This is a genomic window from Siminovitchia fortis, assembly GCF_003605365.2.
GTDB classification, from domain to species: Bacteria; Bacillota; Bacilli; order Bacillales; family Bacillaceae_C; genus Siminovitchia; species Siminovitchia fortis.
In genome coordinates, this window is record NZ_QYTU02000047.1 from 1 (window position 1) to 21985 (window position 21985).

At 45.3% G+C, this 21985-nt stretch carries 21 protein-coding genes and 1 riboswitch; of the genes, 19 read left to right on the plus strand and 2 right to left on the minus strand.

The genetic code is table 11. From position 1 onward, the window contains the following. Positions 1-123: 123 nt before the first annotated feature. Positions 124-1056 carry a ribonuclease HIII gene (gene rnhC, locus D4N35_RS15815; protein WP_120075416.1) on the minus strand — a complete coding sequence of 311 codons (933 nt, stop codon included), beginning with the start codon at positions 1054-1056 and terminating at the stop codon, positions 124-126. Positions 1057-1199: 143 nt separating this feature from the next. Here rnhC and zapA point away from each other — a divergent pair, with 143 nt between their 5' ends. From zapA to D4N35_RS15880, 13 genes are all read left to right on the plus strand, one after another. Further along, positions 1200-1460, plus strand: coding sequence for a cell division protein ZapA (gene zapA, locus D4N35_RS15820; protein WP_120075417.1), 261 nt, complete (start codon positions 1200-1202; stop codon positions 1458-1460). Between the two features lie 7 nt (positions 1461-1467). Beyond that, complete coding sequence (locus D4N35_RS15825) at positions 1468-2010, plus strand: CvpA family protein (protein ID WP_120075419.1); 543 nt, start codon at positions 1468-1470, stop codon at positions 2008-2010. A gap of 656 nt (positions 2011-2666) precedes the next feature. Further along, positions 2667-4388: a DNA polymerase/3'-5' exonuclease PolX gene (gene polX / locus D4N35_RS15830; protein ID WP_120075453.1), complete on the plus strand. Its 1722-nt coding sequence runs from the start codon at positions 2667-2669 to the stop codon at positions 4386-4388. A 32-nt stretch (positions 4389-4420) separates the two neighbouring features. Then, complete coding sequence (locus D4N35_RS15835; protein ID WP_120075421.1) at positions 4421-6781, plus strand: endonuclease MutS2; 2361 nt, start codon at positions 4421-4423, stop codon at positions 6779-6781. A 39-nt stretch (positions 6782-6820) separates the two neighbouring features. Next, complete coding sequence (locus D4N35_RS15840; protein WP_120075423.1) at positions 6821-7228, plus strand: DUF350 domain-containing protein; 408 nt, start codon at positions 6821-6823, stop codon at positions 7226-7228. Positions 7229-7452: 224 nt separating this feature from the next. Further along, positions 7453-9144, plus strand: coding sequence for a long-chain-fatty-acid--CoA ligase (locus tag D4N35_RS15845; RefSeq protein WP_120075425.1), 1692 nt, complete (start codon positions 7453-7455; stop codon positions 9142-9144). Between the two features lie 218 nt (positions 9145-9362). Further along, positions 9363-9941, plus strand: a complete 579-nt coding sequence (gene fadR / locus D4N35_RS15850; protein ID WP_120075427.1) for a fatty acid metabolism transcriptional regulator FadR — start codon at positions 9363-9365, stop codon at positions 9939-9941. Positions 9942-9967: 26 nt separating this feature from the next. After that, positions 9968-10741, plus strand: coding sequence for an enoyl-CoA hydratase (locus D4N35_RS15855; protein WP_120075428.1), 774 nt, complete (start codon positions 9968-9970; stop codon positions 10739-10741). 37 nt (positions 10742-10778) lie between these two features. Next, the gene (locus D4N35_RS15860; protein ID WP_120075430.1) at positions 10779-11543 is read left to right on the plus strand and encodes an electron transfer flavoprotein subunit beta/FixA family protein; all 765 of its coding nucleotides are present in this window, start codon (positions 10779-10781) and stop codon (positions 11541-11543) included. 34 nt (positions 11544-11577) lie between these two features. After that, entirely contained in the window at positions 11578-12555 is a 978-nt protein-coding gene (locus D4N35_RS15865) for an electron transfer flavoprotein subunit alpha/FixB family protein (protein WP_120075432.1), read from the plus strand. A gap of 122 nt (positions 12556-12677) precedes the next feature. Beyond that, a complete protein-coding gene (trxA, locus tag D4N35_RS15870) occupies positions 12678-12992 on the plus strand; it encodes a thioredoxin (protein WP_120075434.1) in 315 nt (104 codons plus the stop codon). A 65-nt stretch (positions 12993-13057) separates the two neighbouring features. Next, on the plus strand, positions 13058-14830 hold the full coding sequence (gene uvrC / locus D4N35_RS15875) for an excinuclease ABC subunit UvrC (protein WP_120075436.1): 1773 nt from the start codon (positions 13058-13060) through the stop codon (positions 14828-14830). Positions 14831-14872: 42 nt separating this feature from the next. Then, positions 14873-15059, plus strand: a riboswitch (Lysine riboswitch). A gap of 93 nt (positions 15060-15152) precedes the next feature. Next, positions 15153-16385, plus strand: a complete 1233-nt coding sequence (locus tag D4N35_RS15880; protein ID WP_120075438.1) for an aspartate kinase — start codon at positions 15153-15155, stop codon at positions 16383-16385. Between the two features lie 61 nt (positions 16386-16446). Here the strand turns inward: D4N35_RS15880 and D4N35_RS15885 are convergent, their stop codons facing one another. Next, positions 16447-16908 (minus strand): YslB family protein, encoded by a 462-nt coding sequence (locus D4N35_RS15885; protein WP_120075440.1) that lies wholly within the window; start codon positions 16906-16908, stop codon positions 16447-16449. Between the two features lie 253 nt (positions 16909-17161). Here D4N35_RS15885 and D4N35_RS15890 point away from each other — a divergent pair, with 253 nt between their 5' ends. The 6 genes from D4N35_RS15890 to D4N35_RS15915 all read left to right on the plus strand — a co-directional run bounded on the left by D4N35_RS15890 (position 17162) and on the right by D4N35_RS15915 (position 21542). After that, positions 17162-17788: a succinate dehydrogenase cytochrome b558 subunit gene (locus D4N35_RS15890; protein WP_120075442.1), complete on the plus strand. Its 627-nt coding sequence runs from the start codon at positions 17162-17164 to the stop codon at positions 17786-17788. Between the two features lie 68 nt (positions 17789-17856). Next, on the plus strand, positions 17857-19617 hold the full coding sequence (sdhA, locus tag D4N35_RS15895; RefSeq protein WP_120075444.1) for a succinate dehydrogenase flavoprotein subunit: 1761 nt from the start codon (positions 17857-17859) through the stop codon (positions 19615-19617). Between the two features lie 2 nt (positions 19618-19619). Next, the gene (gene sdhB, locus D4N35_RS15900; RefSeq protein ID WP_120075446.1) at positions 19620-20387 is read left to right on the plus strand and encodes a succinate dehydrogenase iron-sulfur subunit; all 768 of its coding nucleotides are present in this window, start codon (positions 19620-19622) and stop codon (positions 20385-20387) included. 90 nt (positions 20388-20477) lie between these two features. Then, positions 20478-20930, plus strand: a complete 453-nt coding sequence (locus D4N35_RS15905) for an acyl-CoA thioesterase (RefSeq protein ID WP_120075447.1) — start codon at positions 20478-20480, stop codon at positions 20928-20930. 37 nt (positions 20931-20967) lie between these two features. Continuing rightward, positions 20968-21180, plus strand: a complete 213-nt coding sequence (locus D4N35_RS15910; protein ID WP_120075449.1) for a histidine kinase — start codon at positions 20968-20970, stop codon at positions 21178-21180. A gap of 137 nt (positions 21181-21317) precedes the next feature. After that, a complete protein-coding gene (locus D4N35_RS15915) occupies positions 21318-21542 on the plus strand; it encodes a helix-turn-helix domain-containing protein (RefSeq protein WP_120075451.1) in 225 nt (74 codons plus the stop codon). Positions 21543-21985 lie beyond the last annotated feature (443 nt).

Here is a 21985-nt window from a genome sequence, read left to right on the forward strand (position 1 = left end):
CGTGAAAGGAGGAAACCGCATTGCCCGTACAACGGCTCCGTGAGCCAGTGCCCGCGAAAGGGGGAAACCGCGTAGCCCGGACAATGGCTCCGCGATCCAATGCCCGCTGATCGAGCCTTTCACTTACATCCCCGCAATCTTTTTCGCTTTACCTGTATTGGCAAAATGCAGTTTTGTAAACTCGTTCAAGGCGGAAACACCTTTTTCTTTAATGAGCCTTGCCGCCGCATGATCAACCTTGGCGCCTGCTCCTTTTGGAATGGTAAATCCCGCTTTTTTGCTTAAATCCTCAAAAGCGCGGATGAAAGCGTAGCGTGCCAAGATTGATGCAGCCGCCACTGCCAAATGGATGCCTTCCGCCTTCGTACTGAAATAGACTTTCTCTCTTTGAATCATTTTTTTCCCTTTCAGGTGTTTGTAATAGACGGGAGCCTGGGCAAATTGGTCGACCAAAATGGCATCCGGCTTTTCGGGCGAAATTTTTTCAAGTAAATGGTTATGCGCCTGGTTGTGCAGGATGGCGGTCATTTTCCCCTGCGTCATGCCTGATGCCTGCAGCTTGTTATATTTTGGATTACCCAGCTTTAACAGGCTGTATGGCAAAAAAGTTGCCAGGTCTTTGGCTATCTTGATGATTTGGGAGTCCGTCAGATGCTTTGAGTCCTTTACGCCAAGCTCTTTCATCAGGGGAATCTGATCAGCTTTTACGTATGCGGCTACAACAATAAGCGGTCCAAAATAGTCGCCCTTGCCGACTTCGTCCGAACCGATGATTGACAATTCCGAGATGTTATCCGGCAGCGGCATTCCTGATGCCTTTGATGCAGCGGGGTTTTTTGCTTGATTTAAGCCAGGATTGCCCCATTGTTTCGCTTCTTCCTCGTTTCCGGCTCCCTGGAACATGACTTTCCCTGATTTATAAGCAGTAATGACACAGCCGTTTTTCCTCGCAAAAAAAATACTTCCAGGTGGATTTTTTTCGGAAAGGTAAGGCTGATAATATTCTTTCATCTTCTCAATTTCCTTAAAGGTTGTTTGAATAACGGTATTGGCCATAAGACAGCACTCTCCTGATCTTCATTTTTTAAATGATTCCCATCTTTTTTTATTCGTGTTATGATATAAGGTAGGATTTTTTACATGAAAAAGTAGTAGTTTTATATTTTTCAAGCTTTACATGAAGAAATGGGGGCATGACTTTGTCGTCAAGTGAAAAGACCCGCACTCCAGTTACAATCTATGGACAACATTATATCATTACAGGGACAGAGACATCAGCGCATATGAGACTGGTCGCAGAGCTTGTTGATGAGAAAATGCGGGAAATCCGATCGGTTAACCCCAATCTTGATACCGGCAAGCTTGCCGTTCTGACGGCTGTCAATGCTGTCCATGAGCAAATCAAACTTCAAGAGCGCCTGGAGCATCTGGAACAAGAGCTTTCGCGTCTAAAGGAATGAAATACGTATGTTGAGCTTAGCTTTATTGATCATCTTGATCATTGGTTTCTTTGTCGGTCTTAGAAGGGGATTCATCCTTCAGGTGATTCATATGATCGGCTTTATCGCCGCTTTTATCGTTGCTTACATTTATTACGATGATTTGGCTCCGAAACTCCGGCTTTGGATCCCGTATCCGGACCTTGATCCAGGGAAGACATTGCAAATGGTTTTTGACGGAGTAGGCATGGATGAGGCTTTTTACCGTGCCATAGCATTTGTCATTATCTTTTTTGCCGTTCGTATTATACTGGGCATCATTGGATCGGCGCTTGATTTTGTTGCAAGCCTCCCGATCTTAAAAACGTTGAATGTCTGGGCCGGTGGCATTCTCGGATTTTTGGAAGTTTACTTGATGATTTTCATATTGTTGTATATCGCGGCACTGCTGCCGATTCCGGCTATCCAGGAGGCAATCAATGGTTCATTTCTTGCCAAAGGGATGATTAATTATACACCTTTTTTATCTGCTGAATTGAAAAAATGGTGGATCGACTATATCCAAAGCTGACTTCTCTTTGCGAAGAGAAGTTTTTCTTTTAATGTCTAGCTTCAGAGCCCAGCGACTAGCAAACTTCGCACTCCTTTCCTCGACAAAGCTTCGCTTTTTCTGCGTGGATGTTTATTCGAGGAAGTAGGCTCAGAGCACTACGATAAGTCAACATCGGCTCCGACGCACAGGATGTGCTAGTGCAGGCGAAGCGACAGGACGTCGCTGCTTGAGCCTGCCTCCGTCGCCGTGTTGTCTGGCTGCGAGTGCCATCGGCGCAAGGATTAAGCCAATCGCTGCTGAAGGCAAACTACGCCTTCTTCAGCGCTCGTCTAGCTTTGCGCCGATAAGCAGGCACTCTCGCACTTCCTTATCCTTTATCTCATTGCGGAGTGCTCCAGTGTCTAGCTTCAGACGGCAGGGGCTCGAGGTCGCTTCGGTCAATCCAATGAAGTCAAAGAACGACTTCACTGGATTGCCCTCCGACGGACAGGATGTCCCAGTGCCACCGACGCCACAGGATGTGGCGTTTGTCGGCGGCCAGCGCTTGTCGCCCCTAAACAGCCGTCTTCCGCATTTCCGTTTGTACGTCGCTAAACGGGCTCATCCGCATTTCTTTTAGCAATCTTATTTGATAAAATGAGAGGCAGGAGAATGGAGAACGGTTGGTGACAGAAATGGGAGTAAATAAAAAAGATGTCATTCGTTTATTGGAGCAGATTGCCGTCTATATGGAGCTTAAAGGGGAAAATCCATTTAAGACGGCCGCATTCAGAAAAGCGGCTGCTGCATTGGAAGCGGATGACAGAAGTTTATCTGAAATCGAAGACTTTACAAAAATTCCGTCCATCGGAAAGGGAACAGCTGCCGTCATTGAGGAATTTATTGAAGACGGCGTTTCTTCTGTCCTTAAGGAACTTCAGGAAACAGTGCCAAAAGGATTAATTCCCCTCCTGCAGATTCCCGGGCTTGGCGGCAAGAGCATTGCCAGATTATATAAAGAGCTTAATGTTGTTGATGTCAAATCTCTGAAAGCAGCTTGCGAAGCGGGCAAGCTTAGGACAATCAAAGGTTTTGGCAAAAAAACGGAAGAAAATATCATGGAGGCGCTGGCTTCAATGGGCAAGCAGCCGGATCGGCTGCCGATTTCATATATGATCCCGATTGCGGAGCTGATTGAAGCCTCCTTGAAAGAAATAAAGGAAATCTCGAAATTTTCGAGAGCTGGAAGCCTCAGGAGGGTAAGGGAAACGATCAAGGATCTTGATTTTATTATTGCAACGGAACATCCGCAGGCAGTCAAAGAGCAATTGCTGGAACTTGAAGGTTTTGGAGAAGCTACGGCAAGCGGGGATACAAAAGTGACCCTATTGGTGGAAGGCGGGCAATACCGCATTTCCGCCGACTTCCGGATTGTGGCTCCCCATGAATTTGCTACGGCTCTCCATCATTTTACCGGTTCGGCGGAACATAATGTCCGCATGCGCCAGCTTGCAAAAGCACGAGGGGAAAAAATCAGCGAATACGGTGTGGAGAATTCCGAAACAGGTGAAATAAAAACGTTTCAATCGGAAAGCGACTTTTTCCATCATTTTGATTTGCCGTTTATACCGCCTGAAATCAGGGAGGATGGCCAAGAGGTTGATGAGTATGACGGCAGCCGGAAATTAATCCATGTTAATGATATAAAAGGCGACCTTCACATGCATACAACCTGGTCGGACGGAGCTTTTTCCATAGAGGAAATGGTGGAAGCATGCCGGAAAAAGGGCTATCAATATATGGCCATCACGGACCATTCCCAATTTTTGAGAGTGGCCAACGGCCTGACTATTGACAGGATTAAAAAACAAAACGAGGAAATTAAAGAGCTAAATGAGAAGTATGACGATATTTTAATTTTATCGGGCATTGAAATGGATATTTTGCCGGACGGAAATCTGGATTATGAAGACGAATTGCTGGCTGAACTTGATATTGTCATTGCATCCATACATTCGAGCTTTTCACAGCCGCGGAAAAAGATCATGGAGCGCTTGAGAAGCGCTTTGAAAAATCCCCATGTGGACATTATCGCCCATCCGACTGGCAGGCTGATCGGCAGGCGTAACGGTTATGATGTCGATATGAAAGGGCTGATTGAGCTGGCAAAGGAGACGGATACCGCATTGGAGCTGAATGCCAATCCCGCAAGGCTGGATTTGGCCGCAGAACATTTAAGGCATGCCCAGGAACAGGGTGTGAAATTGGTGATCAATACGGATGCGCATAATATCGGAAACCTTGAGTTCATGCAGCTTGGCGCATCATTTGCCAGAAGAGGCTGGATTCAAGGCTCATCTGTCATCAATACTTGGAAGCCGGATGAATTGGTCAAGTTTTTACAAAGAAATGATTAGGCATTTTGGAAAGGGGACTTAAAACAAAGTTCATGAATGAAAAAATATTGAAGACGCTTGAATTTAATAAAATCCTCATGCAATTGGAGGAATTCGCAGCATCTGAGCTTGGAGCGGAACGGATCAGAAATCTGAAGCCATCCACATCTTTTGAGGAGGTTGTTTTGCTTCAGGAGGAGACCGATGAAGCTGCGCATGTACTCAGATTAAAGGGACATGCCCCTTTGGACGGGATTTTTAATATCAACCCGCATATTAAGCGTACACAAATCGGCGGGGTGCTGAATCCTGCCGAGCTTGTACAAATCGGAAGTACGATCCATACAGGCCGTTCAATGAAACGCTTTATCGAGGATCTTATTGAGGATAACGGATTGGAAATACCCAATTTAGCAGGTAAAGCCGATCAAATAGCCGTGATGACTCCATTGGAGCATGACATTAAGAACGCCATTGATGAAGGCGGTGAGGTGCTTGATTCTGCAAGCCCGGAATTAAGGAGCATCAGGCTGCAAAAAAGAAGAAACGAAAACAGGATAAGGGAGAAGCTTGAGAGCCTTATCCGCGGAAGAAATGCCCAGAAGATGCTTTCCGACGCTATTATCACCATCCGGAATGAGCGTTACGTCATTCCAGTCAAGCAGGAATATCGCTCCAATTACCAAGGTATCGTTCACGACCAGTCATCTTCGGGGCAGACCCTGTTCATCGAACCGCAGGCAGTCGTTGATCTGAATAACGGTCTTCGCGAACTGCAAGTGAAGGAAAACCGGGAAATCGAGCGGATTCTTATCGAACTATCCGGTAAAGTGGCTGAAGCGGCGGATGATTTGCTTGTCCTTGTAAAACTCTTGGAGTCCCTGGATTTTATTTTTGCAAAGGCCCGATTTGGAAAATCGATGAAGGCAACGAGGCCCGGCATTAATAAAGAGGGACGGATCCAATTATTTAAGGCCCGGCATCCGCTGATCCCTTCGGAAGAGGTCGTGGCCAATGATATTACACTTGGAACGGATTATTCCACAATTGTTATAACAGGGCCGAATACAGGGGGAAAAACGATTACACTGAAAACGGCGGGGCTTCTTACCCTGATGGGGCAGGCGGGGCTGCATATTCCTGCTTCCGAGGGATCGGAGCTGGCTGTTTTTCAGGAAGTTTTTGCGGATATTGGTGATGAACAGTCGATTGAGCAGAGTTTGAGTACCTTTTCTTCACATATGGTTAATATCGTAGATATTTTGAAGCATGTAAATCATAAAAGTCTTGTCCTTTTTGACGAACTTGGTGCAGGGACGGATCCCCAGGAAGGCTCGGCCCTGGCCATTTCCATTTTGGATGATGTATACAGCCGGGGAGCCCGTATGATTGCTACGACCCATTATCCGGAATTGAAAGCATATGCTTATAATCGTGAAGGAGTCATCAATGCGAGCGTCGAATTTGATGTGGAGACTCTAAAGCCGACGTACAGGCTTCTGATCGGTGTACCCGGCCGGAGCAATGCATTTGAAATTTCCAAACGGCTGGGGCTTTCGGAAGAAATCATTACACATGCAAAATCGTTCATAGACACGGAAAGCAATGAAGTGGAAAACATGATTGCTTCTTTGGAAAAGAGCCGCCGGGAGGCAGAGAAAGATTATGAAGAGGCCCATTTTTATCTAAAAAATGCCGAAAAGCTTCATCAGGATCTCCAGAAGCAGATGGCGGAGTTTTATGAACGTAAAAAGGAAATGTATGATAAGGCCGAGCAAAAAGCTGCCGAAGTGATAGAAAAAGCTAGAATTGAAGCCGAAGAAGTGATCCATTCATTGCGGAAAATGAGACTGGAAAGTGGTGCCCAAGTAAAAGAACACGAACTGATTGAGGCACGCCGGAGGCTCGATACTGCAGTTCCTCAATTGGATAAAGGACCCGGGCAGGCTAAAGCTTCCAAGCAGAAGCGCAAGCTGAAGCCGGGGGATGAGGTCATGATCACCACATTCGGCCAAAAAGGCACTTTGCTGGAAAAAACGGGCGACAGCGAATGGCAGGTACAGGCCGGTGTTTTAAAAATGAAAGTTGCCGAAAAGGATATGGAGTTTATCAAGTCGGAACAGAAATCTGATCCCAAGCCGCTTGCTACCGTCAAAGGAAGAGACTATCATGTTGGGCTTGAACTTGATATTCGGGGTGAACGGTATGAAGATGCCCTGCGTGAAGTGGAAAAATATATTGACGACGCACTTCTAGCCAACTATCCGCGTGTATCCATCATCCATGGGAAAGGAACGGGCGCCCTTCGATCAGGAGTAACGGAATATTTGAAACATCATCGGGCTGTCAAACGTATAAGACTTGGAGAAGCAGGAGAAGGCGGGAGCGGTGTCACAGTCGTCGAATTCAAGTAGCGCCCACCGAGTCTCCTATTAAAAAGGGGAATGATCTGAATGGACTCTTTTTGGGAAAATTCATTTGTGCAAACGGCGGGCTATTACAGTGTCACTGTCCTTTGTATTGTTTTGTTCCTGTTTATATTTGAGTTGGTGACCAAATATAAAAACTGGGAAGAAATAAAAAAAGGGAATGTAGCGGTTGCAATGGCTACCGGAGGAAAAATTTTTGGGATAGCAAATATTTTTAGGCATTCCATCCTGCATCATGATTCTTTATTTGTGATGATCGGCTGGGGAATGTACGGTTTTTTCCTTCTGTTGACTGGGTACTTTATCTTTGAATTTTTGACGCCAAAGTTTAAAATTGATGAAGAGATAGAAAAAGACAACCGTGCCGTTGGCTTTTTGTCGATGGTCATTTCCGCAGGACTGTCTTATGTCATCGGCTCCGGCATTCATTAAGGAGGAAGCAGTGGAAAAACTGGCAAAAGTGCTGTTTGTTGTATGCAGCATCTTTATCATAGTCGGTATTATCTATTTAATACGAGCATAAACCGTCTGTCGGACACAGGCGGTTTTTCCAATAATTTAGGCATTTGGTTGTACTGGTGCCCATCGTTGTAATATAATATTCATAAGTTTAAAATTTTCTAACTGTTTATCAGAAAAAGGAGGAATGTAAATTTATGAAACCTTGGTTGGATCTTTATCCCGACACCATTCCCAAAACATTGGAATATGAGAGGAAACCGGTACAACAATATTTGACGGATACAGCCAAAAAGTACCCTGACAAAACAGCTATTCATTTTATGGGGAAAGAATTGACTTACCGCGAGCTTTACGAAAGTTCCCTTAAATTGGCCAATTATTTGCGCAGTCTCGACATCAGGAAAGGAGACCGGGTGGCGATCATGCTTCCGAATTCTCCGCAGGCGGTCATCAGCTATTATGGGATTCTTTATGCAGGTGCGATTGTTGTTCAGACAAATCCTCTTTACACGGAAAGAGAACTTGAGTATCAAATGAAGGATTCAGGTGCCAAAGCAATCGTCGGGCTTGATCTCCTGTATCCGCGGATCATGAAAGTGATGGGAAATACGGATCTTGAGCATGTAATTGTAACCGCTGTCAAAGATTACTTGCCCTTTCCCAAAAATGTCATTTATCCATTCATCCAAAAGCGGGATAGCGGAATCGTCGTCAAGGTAAAGCATGAAGGCAACCAGCATCTATTTAAGGAGATCATGAATGGAGCTTCCCCTGATGAGGTTCCCATAGAATTTGATTTTGACAATGACCTGGCCCTCCTGCAATATACCGGTGGTACAACAGGAAATCCGAAGGGCGTCATGCTCACCCATAAAAACTTGATTGCCAATGCGACTGCCTGCGATGCCTGGCTCTATAAGATGAAAAAGCGTGAGGAAAAAATTCTCGGTTTGCTTCCGCTCTTCCATGTTTATGGAATGACGACTGTACTTATCTTAGGAGTCATGCAGGGCTATAAAATAATCCTGCTTCCGAAATTTGATGCGAAAAACACTTTGAAAACGATCCATAAACAGAAGCCAACTCTATTTCCTGGAGCACCGACGATTTATATCGGCCTGTTGAATCACCCGGATTTTAAAAAATACGATTTGTCCTCCATCGAATCTTGTATAAGCGGATCTGCTCCGCTGCCTGTAGAAGTCCAAGAGAAATTCGAAAAAGCGACCGGAGGAAAATTAGTTGAAGGGTACGGTTTGACGGAAACCTCCCCTGTTACACATGCCAACTTCCTTTGGGACCGCGAGCGGGTGAAAGGGAGCATAGGCATACCGTGGCCTGACACCGACGCCATGATCGTTTCGTTGGAAAACGGGGAACCTTTGCCGCCGGGGGAAGTCGGAGAAATTGCAGTAAAAGGGCCGCAGGTGATGAAGGGTTATTGGAATATGCCCGAAGAAACGGAAAAGACAATGAAAGACGGATGGCTATTGACCGGAGATTTGGGATATATGGACGAAAAAGGATATTTCTATGTCGTTGACCGAAAAAAGGATATGATCATTGCCGGAGGGTTCAACATATATCCTCGTGAGATAGAGGAAGTGCTGTACGAACATCCTTCAGTCCAGGAAGTTGTTGTCGCCGGTGTGCCGGATGCGTACAGAGGGGAAACAGTCAAAGCCTATGTCGTCTTGAAAGAAGGGGCAAGTGTAACCGAGCAACAGCTGGATGAATTTGCCCGCAAGCATTTGGCTGCATTTAAAGTTCCAAGAATCTATGAGTTCAGGGATGAACTTCCAAAAACGGCTGTTGGAAAAGTTCTGCGGCGTAATCTTGTTGATGAAGAGAGAAAGAAAATGGAGCAGGAAGAAAAGCTCGGATAATCAACCGTTTTGGCATCAGGTTTTTAGCGCCTATCAGCCAAATGTTTCGTCCAATCCAACAAATTCTCACTTTCACCATACGTCGATGATCAGGCGCTTGTTTTTGAATATAAGCCCAGTTTTTTACAGAAGAATAATTCCTTGACAGAAAATTATATTAGATTTATCATATTTTTATGAATGAGCAATCATTCATTTTGCTGCAGAAGGTGAAACTAGTGAGAAGGAATAAACCAAAGTATAAACAAATTATTGAAGCGGCCGTCGTTGTCATCGCCGAAAACGGCTACCACCAGGCACAAATTTCCAAAATAGCAAAACAGGCCGGGGTGGCAGACGGTACGATCTATCTTTATTTTAAAAATAAAGAAGATGTCCTCATTTCGGTTTTTAAGGAAAAAATGGCCATGTTTGTTCAAAAAATCAACGAAGTGATTGCAGGAAAAGAAACAGCTGCGGAGAAATTGTTCGTAATGATTGAAAGCCATTTCAAAATTTTATCCTCGGACAAAAAGCTGGCGATTGTCACCCAATTGGAATTAAGACAATCCAACAAAGATCTGCGCTTTAAAATTAATGAAGTGCTAAAAGAATATTTAAGCGTATTGGAAAGCATTCTGGAATATGGCAAAGAACGCGGCGAGTTTGCTTCAGATCTGGATATCCGGCTGGCCAGGCAAATGATTTTTGGAACAATGGATGAAACAGCGACAACCTGGGTGATGAATGAACATAAATATGACCTAGTCGCGCTCGCCCCGAAAGTACACCAACTGATTCTGAATGGATGCATGTAAAAAACTCTTAAAGGGGGCCCGATAATATGGAGTTTCTGTCGGTTTCAAAGGAAAACAATGCTGCTTTTATTAAGATGGAGAGACCGCCGGCCAATGCACTTTCAACGGCCGTGATCAGGGAGCTTGATTGGCAATTGGAAGAACTTGAGAACGATAAAGATGTCCGGGCAATTCTTCTGTTTGGCGAAGGCCGTTTCTTTTCCGCTGGAGCGGATATAAAGGAATTTACAGAAGTCCCAAGCGGTGAGGCGTTTTCCGAACTGGCCGCGGACGGCCAAAGGGTTTTTGAAAAAATTGAATCGTTCCCGAAGCCGGTTATCGCTGCTATCCATGGAGCTGCGCTTGGAGGTGGGCTTGAGCTGGCAATGGCGTGTCACATCCGGCTAGTGAGCGACAATGCGAAGCTTGGGCTTCCTGAACTGCAGCTTGGGCTGATACCCGGTTTTGCCGGAACGCAGCGTCTGCCGCGGTATGTAGGGGCAGCCAAGGCGGCGGAAATGCTTTTTACAAGCAAACCGCTCACAGGCAAAGAAGCGGTGCAATGGGGCTTGGCCAACCAAAGCTATCCGGAGGAAGATCTGTTGAACGAAGCGAAAGAAATGGTTCTGTCAATCGCCAAAAAGAGTCCGGCTTCTCTGAAGGCTGCCATTGAGCTTCTCCAGTACGGAAAGGACGGGCGCTTTTATGAAGGAGTCAAGCTGGAAGCGAAAAAATTTGGCGAGGTCTTCACTACGAAGGACGGACAGGAGGGAATCCGGGCTTTTATTGAAAAAAGAGAACCGAATTTTTCTGGAGAGTAATAGCATTATAAGTTTCATATTTTAGGAGGTTCGATCAATGAATATTTTCGTACTGATGAAAAGAACATTTGACACAGAAGAGAAAATTTCCATTTCAAACGGCCGGATTGAAGAAGATGGGGCAGAATTCATCATCAATCCCTATGATGAATATGCGATTGAGGAAGCCATCCGCGTTCGCGATGAGCATGGGGGAGAAGTGACTGTCGTAACTGTCGGCGAGGAAGATGCCGAAAAGCAGATCAGGACTGCATTGGCAATGGGAGCCGATAAAGCTGCGCTGATTGATGTTGAAGACGATTTGGACGATTATGATGAGTTTTCAGCGGCTGCCATTCTGGCGGAATACCTTAAAGATAAAGAGCCGGATCTGATATTGGCAGGAAATGTTGCCATTGACGGCGGCTCGGGACAGGTCGGGCCGCGTGTTGCAGATATTTTGGATATCCCCTATGTAACGACAATCACCAAATTGGAAATCGAAGGTGAAACAGTCAAAATCGTCCGTGATGTTGAAGGTGACTCCGAGATCATTGAAACATCCCTTCCATTGCTCGTCACTGCCCAGCAGGGATTGAATGATCCGCGTTATCCATCCCTGCCGGGAATCATGAAAGCGAAGAAAAAGCCTCTGGAAGAATTGGAATTGGATGATTTGGACCTCGATGAAGATGATGTTGAGCCAAAGACGAAAACGGTTAAAATATTCCTTCCTCCGGAAAAAGAGGCGGGCCGGATTTTGGAGGGCGAATTGGAGGACCAGGTAAAAGAACTTGCAGGCTTGCTCAGTAAAGTAATCTAACATCCCATTTACAGAGAAACAGGAGGTTTAAGCAATGGCAAAAAAAGTATTGGTACTCGGTGAACTCCGGGATGGCAGCTTAAGGAATGTTTCTTTTGAAGCGATTGCGGCAGGAAAGAAAATAGCTGAAGGCGGAGAAGTAGCCGCTGTTCTAATCGGCGATTCAGTGAAAGATAAAGCGGAAGAGATGATCCATTACGGAGCGGACCGCGTCATCACAGTGGAAGACGAACAGTTAAAGCACTATACTTCAGACGGTTTTTCACAGGCGTTCATGGCAGTCGTTAATGAAGAAAACCCGGACGGCATCGTCTTTGGGCATACAGCCCTTGGAAAAGATCTGTCCCCAAAGATTGCCAGCAAATTGAACACAGGACTTGTTTCCGATGTCACGGCCATTGAAGAAGGCGATGACGGCATCGTGTTTATCCGTCCGATTTATTCAGGGAAGGCATTTGAGAAGCAGGTCATTACCGAAGGCATTACATTTTTTACGATCCGTCCAAACAACATTGATCCATTGGAGAAGGATGAATCAAGGAGCGGCGAAGTTACATCAGTTTCAGCAGAGATAAAAGATTTGCGGACCATTATTAAAGAGGTCATCACGAAAGCGAGCGAAGGTGTGGACTTATCAGAGGCAAAAATCATCGTTGCAGGCGGCCGCGGCGTAAAAAGCGCCGAAGGATTTAAGCCTTTGCAGGAGCTTGCAGACGTTCTTGGAGCCGCGGTAGGAGCTTCGCGCGGTGCGTGTGACGCTGATTACTGCGATTACTCCCTTCAAATCGGGCAAACCGGAAAAGTGGTGACGCCGGATCTTTATATCGCATGTGGAATATCGGGAGCCATTCAGCATATGGCCGGAATGTCCAATTCCAAAGTGATTGTCGCCATCAACAAAGATCCGGAAGCGAACATTTTTAATGTAGCCGACTATGGCATTGTCGGAGACCTCTTTGAAGTGGTGCCATTATTGACAGAAGAGTTCCGGAAAATGAAAGCCTCCTCTTAGGAAATGCGGCGTGTAAACAATTCTGCCTAGGGTATATTAAGGTATAGGCAAATTGTTAGCGCGTATCAAAGCCTGATGATATACTTGCCTTAGCTTCGGATAGTATATTAGGAGGTAAAAAAATGGCTATTATTAATGCAACAGACGAAAATTTCAAAGCTGAGACTGGCGAAGGAGTCGTTCTTGTAGATTTTTGGGCACCTTGGTGCGGTCCATGTAAAATGATTGCTCCAGTTCTTGAAGAATTGGACGGCGATCTTGGAGATAAAGCAAAAATCGTAAAAGTGAACGTTGATGAAAACCAAGATACAGCCAGCCAGTTCGGAGTCATGAGCATTCCGACCTTGCTTGTAATGAAAGACGGCGAAGTTGTTGATAAAACTGTAGGTTTTCAGCCAAAAGAAGCATTGGCAGATTTAGTAAACAAACATCTGTAAGATGTTCAGGAATCCGAGCGGGCAGCTCGGATTTTTTTTGAGATATTAATCTGGAGGTCACTTCCTTGAATCAAATGATAAAAAATAAACTGGAAATCCTGCCTGACCATCCCGGATGTTATTTGATGAAAGACAGGCAGGGTACCATCATTTATGTGGGAAAGGCGAAGAAGTTAAAAAATCGGGTTCGTTCTTATTTTACGGGGTCCCATGATACGAAGACGCAGCGGCTTGTGTCTGAAATACAGGACTTTGAATATATCGTGACTTCTTCTAATGTTGAAGCACTTATTTTAGAAATGAATTTGATTAAAAAACATTCTCCGAAGTATAACGTCCTGCTCAAAGACGATAAGAGCTATCCATATATAAAATTGACGCATGAACGCCACCCAAGATTGATCATCACAAGAAAAGTGAAGAAAGACAAAGCGAAGTATTTCGGGCCCTATCCGAATGCCCAGGCGGCCCATGAAACGAAAAAGCTCCTCGACCGGCTTTACCCTTTGCGAAAGTGCCAGTCGCTTCCTGACAGGGTCTGTCTATATTATCACCTTGGCCAATGCCTTGCGCCTTGCGTCAATGAAGTGGAACAGGAAACGTACAAGCAAATAACGGACGAAATTTCCCGTTTTTTAAACGGGGGATATAAGACGATCAAAAAAGAGCTGCAGCAAAAAATGGTCGAAGCCGCCGACCAGCTTGAGTTTGAACGGGCGAAGGAATATCGGGACCAAATCAGCAATATTGAAACGACGATGGAAAAGCAGACGATCATTTCTTCCGATTTTATCGACCGGGATGTGTTTGGATATGCGATTGATAAAGGGTGGATGTGTGTTCAGGTATTTTTCATCCGTCAGGGAAAATTGATCGAAAGAGATGTATCTTTGTTCCCGGTATACGGAGATCAGGAAGAAGAGTTTCTTACATTTTTAGGACAATTTTACCTCCAGCCCCAGCATTTCAAACCGCGGGAAATCCTTTTGCCAGATTCCGTTGACGCATCCATGGCGGAGCAGCTGGTTCAGACAAAAATCCTCATACCGAAAAGAGGACAAAAGAAGGATCTTGTCCAGCTGGCTGAAAAAAATGCAAAGGTTTCCCTGCATGATAAATTCGCCCTGATCGAAAGGGACGAAGAGAGAACAATCCGAGCTGTCGAGAAGCTTGGGGAAGCGATGGGCATTTATACGCCGTACCGGATTGAAGCATTTGACAATTCCAATATCCAAGGGGCCGATCCGGTATCGGCCATGGTTGTCTTTATAAATGGAAAGCCTGATAAAAAGGAATACCGGAAATATAAAATCAAGACGGTGGAAGGCCCTGATGATTACGAGTCAATGAGGGAGGTCGTCAGACGAAGGTATTCCCGGGTGTTAAAAGACGGGCTTCCGCTGCCGGACCTGATTCTCATTGATGGCGGAAAAGGCCAGATTGAAGCGGCAAAAGACATATTGGAGGATGAGCTTGGCTTGGACATTCCGGTGGCGGGATTGGCAAAAGATGAAAAACATAAAACATCCCAGCTTTTGTTCGGCGATCCGCTGGCTGCCGTTCCGCTGGAAAGGAACAGCCAAGAATTTTATCTGATGCAAAGGATTCAGGATGAGGTTCACCGGTTTGCCATTACGTTTCACCGCCAATTGAGGGGGAAATCGGCATTTCAGTCCATCCTGGATGAAGTGCCCGGCATCGGCCCGGCAAGGAAGCAAAAGCTTCTTAAGCACTTTGGCTCATTGAAGAAAATGAAAGAAGCAGACCTGGACGAAATAACCGGGTTGGGCATTCCGCTGCCTATCGCAGTCAGTTTGATGGAAAAATTGAAAGAATAGTTGAATATGAAAAGTCCGCGTGCTATAATGAGGCGAAATCAATAAGTTGATAGAGGCGCAAACCTTAAAGAGTAGTAATCCGGAGAAGCATGGGCTTTGAGGAAGGGTTATGAAAGGGAAGGATTGCCGAAGTGAAAATAAACCCCATGATTATTTTTGCTGGTTCTGTTATTGAATAAATGCAGAATTGTCAGTATGAAATGATTCATACTGGAGGGCTATCTCATGTTGTGGCTTTTTCACTTTTATTTTAACTGTGACTCACAAGCAATGAGAGAAGACTCTCATTGCTTTTTTTATTACTAACGAAAGAAGGTAGATTATGGGTACCATCGTCATTAAATTCGGAGGCTCGTCGCTTAGCACAACGGATAAAATCAAAAATGCTGCGAAAAGGATCATCGCGGAAAAGGAAAATGGTAAAAATGTCGTGGCTGTTGTTTCGGCAATGGGGAAGACGACTGACCAGCTATTGACATTGGCCGGCGAGATTACGGACCACCCCGCAAAGCGTGAAATGGACATGCTGCTTGCCACCGGGGAACAGGTATCGATTTCATTATTGTCGATGGCTTTGACAGAAATGGGAGCCGAAGCTGTTTCGTTGACCGGCTGGCAGGCAGGGATCATCACGGAGAAAGTGCATAATAATGCAAGAATCGTCGATGTTAAGACGGATCATTTAGAGGCAATTTTACAAGAAGGAAAAATTATCGTAGCGGCCGGTTTCCAAGGCGTGACGGAAGACGGGGAAATCACAACGCTAGGAAGGGGCGGCTCGGACACGACTGCGGTAGCCCTTGCGGCTGCGCTCAAAGCCGAACGCTGCTCCATCTGCACTGATGTAACCGGAGTCTTTACATCTGACCCCCGCTACGTTACAGAGGCCCGCAAGCTGGCATCAATTGGATATGATGAAATGCTCGAGCTTGCCAATCTTGGAGCTGGAGTTCTACACCCACGTGCCGTTGAGTTTGCAAAAAATCACTCCGTATCATTAGAAGTAAGGTCCAGCATCGAAAATGAAGAAGGTACAGTAATTGAGGAGGAAGCTTCTATGGAAAAGAACTTGATTGTACGCGGTGTCGCATTTGAAGACAATATTACAAGAATGACTGTATTTGGTTTGAAAGATGAAATATCAGGACTTCCGTCCGTATTCTCTACCTTGGCTGCCAATCAGATTGATGTGGATATCATTATTCAAAGCCAAACAGACAGTGAGACGAACCTGTCATTTTCAATCAAGGATAAAGACCGGCAGGAAGCGATTGATGTGTTAGAAAAGGAAAAGGTGACAATCGGGTTTGATCATATCGAATGTGAGACCGGCCTTTCCAAGGTATCCATCGTCGGGTCAGGAATGGTTTCAAACCCGGGTGTGGCAGCGAAAATGTTTGCCGTATTGGCTGAAAACGGAATCCAATCCAAAATGGTCAGCACATCCGAAATCAAAGTATCGGTACTTGTTGATGCCGATAAAATGAAGCCGGCCGCCCGGCATCTGCATGATGCCTTTGAACTTGGTGTACTTGAAGAGGCAGCCTCAAAATAAAAAAGCCTGCTCCCCTCCCGGAGCAGGTTCTGCTTATGCAGCGATACATATTTAGGGATTGCTAATCTGTCAGGATTGCTTTGTGATCCCAGCGGACAACAAGCGCCACTTTGCCGTGTTTTTTATTGATTTCCTCGAAAGCTTCAGCTGCAGCTTGTTTCATGGACTGCACCTGTTCGGCAAGAAACCCGGCTTCGAGACGGAAGCAGGGGTCTGACCCCATCACAAGCCGTCTTTCGACAATGTCGCCGCTTAATTCCAGAAGGAATTCGTTTTTCTTTTCGTGGACTATATGCAGATGTCCCCAGCCGGCTTCCCTGAAGAACTCTATGGCTTCATCCAGTGACAGAAGCGGAAACTTCCGGGCGATATGTTTTCCCGCCCAATAGGAAATTTCATGGGTATCGCCGCCGAGCAGCTCCGGGATGAGTACGTCTCTTAACAATTCATAAGCAAAGACAGGCACCGCTGCCGGCTCTTCATTTTTCAAAGGAAGGTGTTCATGCTTGGATAATGGTCTCACGGCTATTCCTCACTTTCAATATGAGTATATTATAAACGAAAATGGTGTTTAATTGGAAAGGAAACCTATTATGAATTGGATTCTTTATTCAGTATAGAATAAATTAAGAATCCCTTGTCTTGACGAGCCCGTATGAGGGGAGTAGAATGAAATATGGTCACAACTTTGTTACAAACATTTATGTTGTTCGACATGCCCAATCGGACAAAAACTGTCAAAGGAGCAGACGCTTAACTACTAAGGGGGGTAAATCGTGGCAGGAAAAAATGAGTTTTATTGGCGCAGGCTGCACTCTTTACTTGGAGTCATTCCGGTAGGGGTCTTTTTAGTGCAGCACTTGATCATCAACCATTTCGCTACGCTTGGCGAAGAGGCGTACAACAACGCAGCAGGATTTGTCGGAAATCTTCCTTTCGTCATCATCCTGGAATTTGTTGTCATCTACATACCTTTATTATTTCATGCCGTACTGGGGATCTATATCGCATTCACGGCGGATAATAATCCGGTCAGACTGAACTTTTTCCGTAACTGGATGTTCACCTTGCAGCGAATAACAGGAATTATCTTATTGTTCTTTATTGCTTGGCACGTATGGGAAACGCGTATCCAAAAAGCGCTTGGTGCGGAAGTGGACTTCCAGATGATGGCGGATATCCTGACTAACCCGATCATGCTGATCATTTATATCATTGGAATCATGTCTGCTACATTCCACTTGGCAAATGGCCTATGGGGATTCCTTGTAAAATGGGGCATTACACAGTCACCAAGATCCCAATATATCTCTTCTTGGGTAATGGGAATCTTCTTTGTGATTCTTTCTATTGTCGGAATTCGTGCCGCTCTTGCTTTTGCCTATCCAGAGTGGTTCGTATGATGGGCCCAAGATGACTTTGTTGCGGGAAAACGATACAATTAGAAGTAGAAAAGGAGTGTAACCTCACGATGAGCAAGGGCAAAATTATTGTCGTCGGCGGTGGATTAGCCGGCCTGATGGCAACTATCAAAATTGCAGAAGAAGGAAATTCAGTAGATCTTTTCTCCCTTGTACCTGTAAAGAGATCCCACTCTGTTTGTGCGCAGGGCGGCATTAATGGAGCGGTTAACACAAAGGGTGAAGGCGACTCGCCTATGATCCATTTTGACGATACAGTTTACGGAGGAGACTTTTTAGCCAACCAGCCGCCTGTAAAGGCGATGTGCGAGGCAGCTCCTTCTATTATCAATCTTCTGGACAGAATGGGTGTCATGTTCAACAGGACACCGGAAGGCTTGCTTGATTTCCGGCGTTTCGGCGGTACCCAGCACCATCGTACAGCATTTGCGGGTGCCACAACAGGCCAGCAGCTATTATATGCACTGGACGAGCAGGTGCGCCGCCACGAAGTGGCAGGGCTTGTCACCAAGTATGAAGGCTGGGATTTCCTGGGGATCATTCAGGATGACAACGGAGTTTGCCAAGGGATTGTAGCCCAAAACCTGAATACAATGGAAATCCAATCATTCCCTGCAGACGCTGTGATCATGGCGACCGGCGGACCTGGTATCATCTTCGGCAAGTCGACTAACTCTGTCATCAATACCGGATCAGCAGCTTCCATCGTCTACCAGCAAGGTGCAACGTACGCGAATGGTGAATTCATCCAGATTCACCCGACTGCCATTCCCGGCGATGACAAGCTTCGCCTGATGAGTGAGTCAGCGCGTGGTGAAGGCGGGCGCGTTTGGACATATAAGGACGGAAAACCTTGGTACTTCCTTGAAGAAAAATATCCGGCATACGGAAACCTTGTACCGCGTGACATTGCCACTCGGGAAATTTTCCATGTCTGCGTAGATATGAAACTTGGCATTAACGGTGAAAACATGGTTTATCTCGATCTTTCCCATAAAGATCCAAAAGAACTGGATATCAAGCTTGGCGGAATTATCGAGATCTATGAGAAGTTTACCGGAGATGACCCCCGTAAAGTACCAATGAAAATCTTCCCGGCAGTCCATTACTCAATGGGCGGTTTGTGGGTTGACTATGAACAGCATACAAATATCGAAGGTTTGTTCGCAGCCGGTGAATGTGATTATTCGCAGCACGGTGCAAACCGCTTGGGTGCAAACTCCCTGCTTTCTGCCATATATGGCGGAATGGTAGCGGGCCCTGAGGCTGTCAAATATGTAAATGGTCTTGAAAAGAGTGTTGAAGACCTTCCTTCATCACTATTTGATTCGGCTGTTAAAAAAGAAGAGGAAAAATGGGCGGACATCACATCACTTGATGGAACTGAAAATGCTTATGTGCTCCATAAAGAACTTGGCGAATGGATGACAGACAATGTAACAGTTGTTCGCGACAATAAAAACCTGAAAGCAACTGATGATAAAATCCTTGAGTTGATGGACCGCTGGAAAAACATCAACATCAACGATACAGCAAGCTGGAGCAATCAAGGGGCCATGTTTACAAGACAACTGTGGAACATGATGCAGCTTGCGCGTGTCATCACCATCGGTGCATTGAACCGCAATGAAAGCCGCGGTGCCCACTATAAACCTGAATTCCCTGACCGCAATGATGAGGAATGGCTGAAAACAACCATGGCTAATTTCAACCCTTCCAAAAACCAGCCGGAATTCAGCTACGAGGACGTGGATGTATCCCTTATTAAGCCTCGTAAAAGGGACTATACTAAAAAGAAAGAGGAGAAATAAGGATGAGCGAAAACAGAACTGTCACCTTCATTATCACTCGACAAGATCATCCTGATTCCCATCCATATGAAGAAGAATTCAAACTGGATTACCGTCCGAATATGAACGTCATTTCGGCGTTGATGGAAATTCGCCGTAATCCCGTAAACGCCAAAGGGGAAAAAACTACACCGGTCGCATGGGATATGAACTGTCTTGAAGAGGTATGCGGAGCATGCTCTATGAAAATCAACGGCAAGCCGCGCCAATCCTGTACGGCTTTGATTGACAAGCTTGAACAGCCGATCCGCTTGCAGCCAATGGATACCTTCCCGGTTGTCCGCGACTTGATCGTCGACAGAAGCAGAATGTTTGATTCCTTGAAGCGGATCAAAGCCTGGATTCCAATTGACGGTACGTATGATCTTGGACCTGGCCCGCGTATGCCGGAAAGAAAACGCCAATGGGCCTATGAGCTATCCAAATGCATGACATGCGGAGTATGCCTGGAAGCATGCCCGAATGTCAACAGCAAATCCGATTTCATCGGACCTGCATTCCTTTCACTGCCTCGCCTGTATAACGCGCATCCAACCGGGGCTATGAACAAAGATGAGCGTCTCGAGGCACTGATGGACGATGGAGGAATCACAGGCTGCGGAAACTCCCAAAACTGTGTTCAAGTTTGTCCGAAGGGAATCCCGTTAACAACGTCGATTGCTGCGATGAACCGTGCTACAAGCATACAAATGTTTAAAAAGTTCTTCGGAAGCGACCATATGGTGGATTAATCGTATATTCACCTTGCTTGTTCACGCAATGAAACAGCAGCTGTCCACATTGAGGCAGCTGCTGTTTTTTATTAAAGGAGGAATATGGGTATGTCCCGAATTTCATACATAGAAAACCTCGAAGAATGGAAAAATGAATTTTCTTTTTATCAAGAAGTGAAAGTGCGTTTTTCAGAAACCGATATGTTTGGGCACCTGAATAACACTGTGCCGCTGGTCTATTTTGAACAAGTTCGTATCGCTTTTTTTAAGAAAACCGGATTAATGCAGAAATGGCTGAATTCCTCCCAGGAAACGATTCCTGTGGTGGCAGATCTACAATGCGATTTCCTGTCGCAGGTTTATTTTGACGAGCTGCTGAAGATTTATGTAAAGGTAAACAAAATGGGGACCTCTTCGATAGATCTCCATTACATGGGAACACGGGCGGACGGTTCACTTTGCTTTACAGGGAGGGGAACGATCGTCCAAGTTTCCAAATCAAGCGGGAAAAGTGTTCCATGGTCGGAAGAATTCAAAGAGCGGTTGATGTCGAAAGTTTGAAACCTCAAATATAATTTTTTAAAAAGGAAGTTGAAATGTGAAAAGACTCGTACTGTTCCCTTTGCCGATTGCCATCATCGTGTATTTGATGGCAAATGGGTGGCTGAATAAATATTATACAGATATCGAACCGAATATCCGGACATACATTGCCATTGGTGCTGCCCTCGTTTCGGGAGTCATTTCTTATTTCCTGTTCAAGGATGATTCAGACAAGTTTAATTCGGCTGATGACAGCCGTAAAAAATGAAGTCAATGATTGCCTATTTATCGTTTTCTTGCCATTCCCATGTCACTCCCATTATTTGATTCACATATGATGGTGATGACAAAGTTAATACCCATCCCCACGGTTGAAGCTGGCGAAGGCAAGGAGGGTTACAATAGTTGAAGGAGAACGAATTCACTCATAAACCGCTGCTCACGAAAAGAGAAAAAGAAGTATTTGAGCTATTAGTTCAGGATAAAACCACAAAGGAAATCGCGAACGAACTGTTCATTAGCGAGAAGACGGTTCGCAATCATATATCCAACGCCATGCAAAAGCTCGGAGTCAAGGGGCGTTCTCAAGCTGTCGTCGAACTACTGCGCATGGGAGAACTAAAGCTTTAGCTGCAAAACCGGCCGTCCGAAAGGGGCCGGTTTTGCTTGTTTATATAGAGCATCCCAAAACGATGTAAAAAAGTTAACTCAACCTTTATAGCGTGCAGAAAAAAACTTTTGTAAATCACCGGTTAATAAACAGTTATCTTATCGTACCTTTCGTTTTCGATAAACTCTTTCTTTTACGATTGATGGTTGCGTTTCCGCTTATAGGATGCTTTCACTCGTCTCTGAGTTATAACGGACATATCAATTTGGTGAATAAATCGGTCTAAAAGTGCATCCACCGTTTCGAGAGAGAATACCCTAAATCAAACGCCATTTCCTATTTAGTAGATTCCAACCTGAGTTGTACTAGAATTCGTGAGCAAATAAAGAGAAAATACTTATCCTCTGGTGTCATCTCTTCCCCAAATCTTGGATCATCTGTATATGGTAATCTAAAAATGAAC

Excerpts from the sequence above, each read along its gene's own strand:
- D4N35_RS15835 (WP_120075421.1), top strand. The coding sequence starts at position 4,421 with ATGAATGAAAAAATATTGAAGACGCTTGAATTTAATAAAATCCTCATG.
- sdhA (WP_120075444.1), top strand. The coding sequence starts at position 17,857 with ATGAGCAAGGGCAAAATTATTGTCGTCGGCGGTGGATTAGCCGGCCTG.
- sdhB (WP_120075446.1), top strand. The coding sequence starts at position 19,620 with ATGAGCGAAAACAGAACTGTCACCTTCATTATCACTCGACAAGATCAT.
- D4N35_RS15880 (WP_120075438.1), top strand. The coding sequence starts at position 15,153 with ATGGGTACCATCGTCATTAAATTCGGAGGCTCGTCGCTTAGCACAACG.
- D4N35_RS15840 (WP_120075423.1), top strand. The coding sequence starts at position 6,821 with ATGGACTCTTTTTGGGAAAATTCATTTGTGCAAACGGCGGGCTATTAC.
- D4N35_RS15825 (WP_120075419.1), top strand. The coding sequence starts at position 1,468 with ATGTTGAGCTTAGCTTTATTGATCATCTTGATCATTGGTTTCTTTGTC.
- D4N35_RS15845 (WP_120075425.1), top strand. The coding sequence starts at position 7,453 with ATGAAACCTTGGTTGGATCTTTATCCCGACACCATTCCCAAAACATTG.
- D4N35_RS15905 (WP_120075447.1), top strand. The coding sequence starts at position 20,478 with ATGTCCCGAATTTCATACATAGAAAACCTCGAAGAATGGAAAAATGAA.
- polX (WP_120075453.1), top strand. The coding sequence starts at position 2,667 with ATGGGAGTAAATAAAAAAGATGTCATTCGTTTATTGGAGCAGATTGCC.
- D4N35_RS15865 (WP_120075432.1), top strand. The coding sequence starts at position 11,578 with ATGGCAAAAAAAGTATTGGTACTCGGTGAACTCCGGGATGGCAGCTTA.
- D4N35_RS15855 (WP_120075428.1), top strand. The coding sequence starts at position 9,968 with ATGGAGTTTCTGTCGGTTTCAAAGGAAAACAATGCTGCTTTTATTAAG.
- rnhC (WP_120075416.1), bottom strand. The coding sequence starts at position 1,056 with ATGGCCAATACCGTTATTCAAACAACCTTTAAGGAAATTGAGAAGATG.
- D4N35_RS15860 (WP_120075430.1), top strand. The coding sequence starts at position 10,779 with ATGAATATTTTCGTACTGATGAAAAGAACATTTGACACAGAAGAGAAA.
- trxA (WP_120075434.1), top strand. The coding sequence starts at position 12,678 with ATGGCTATTATTAATGCAACAGACGAAAATTTCAAAGCTGAGACTGGC.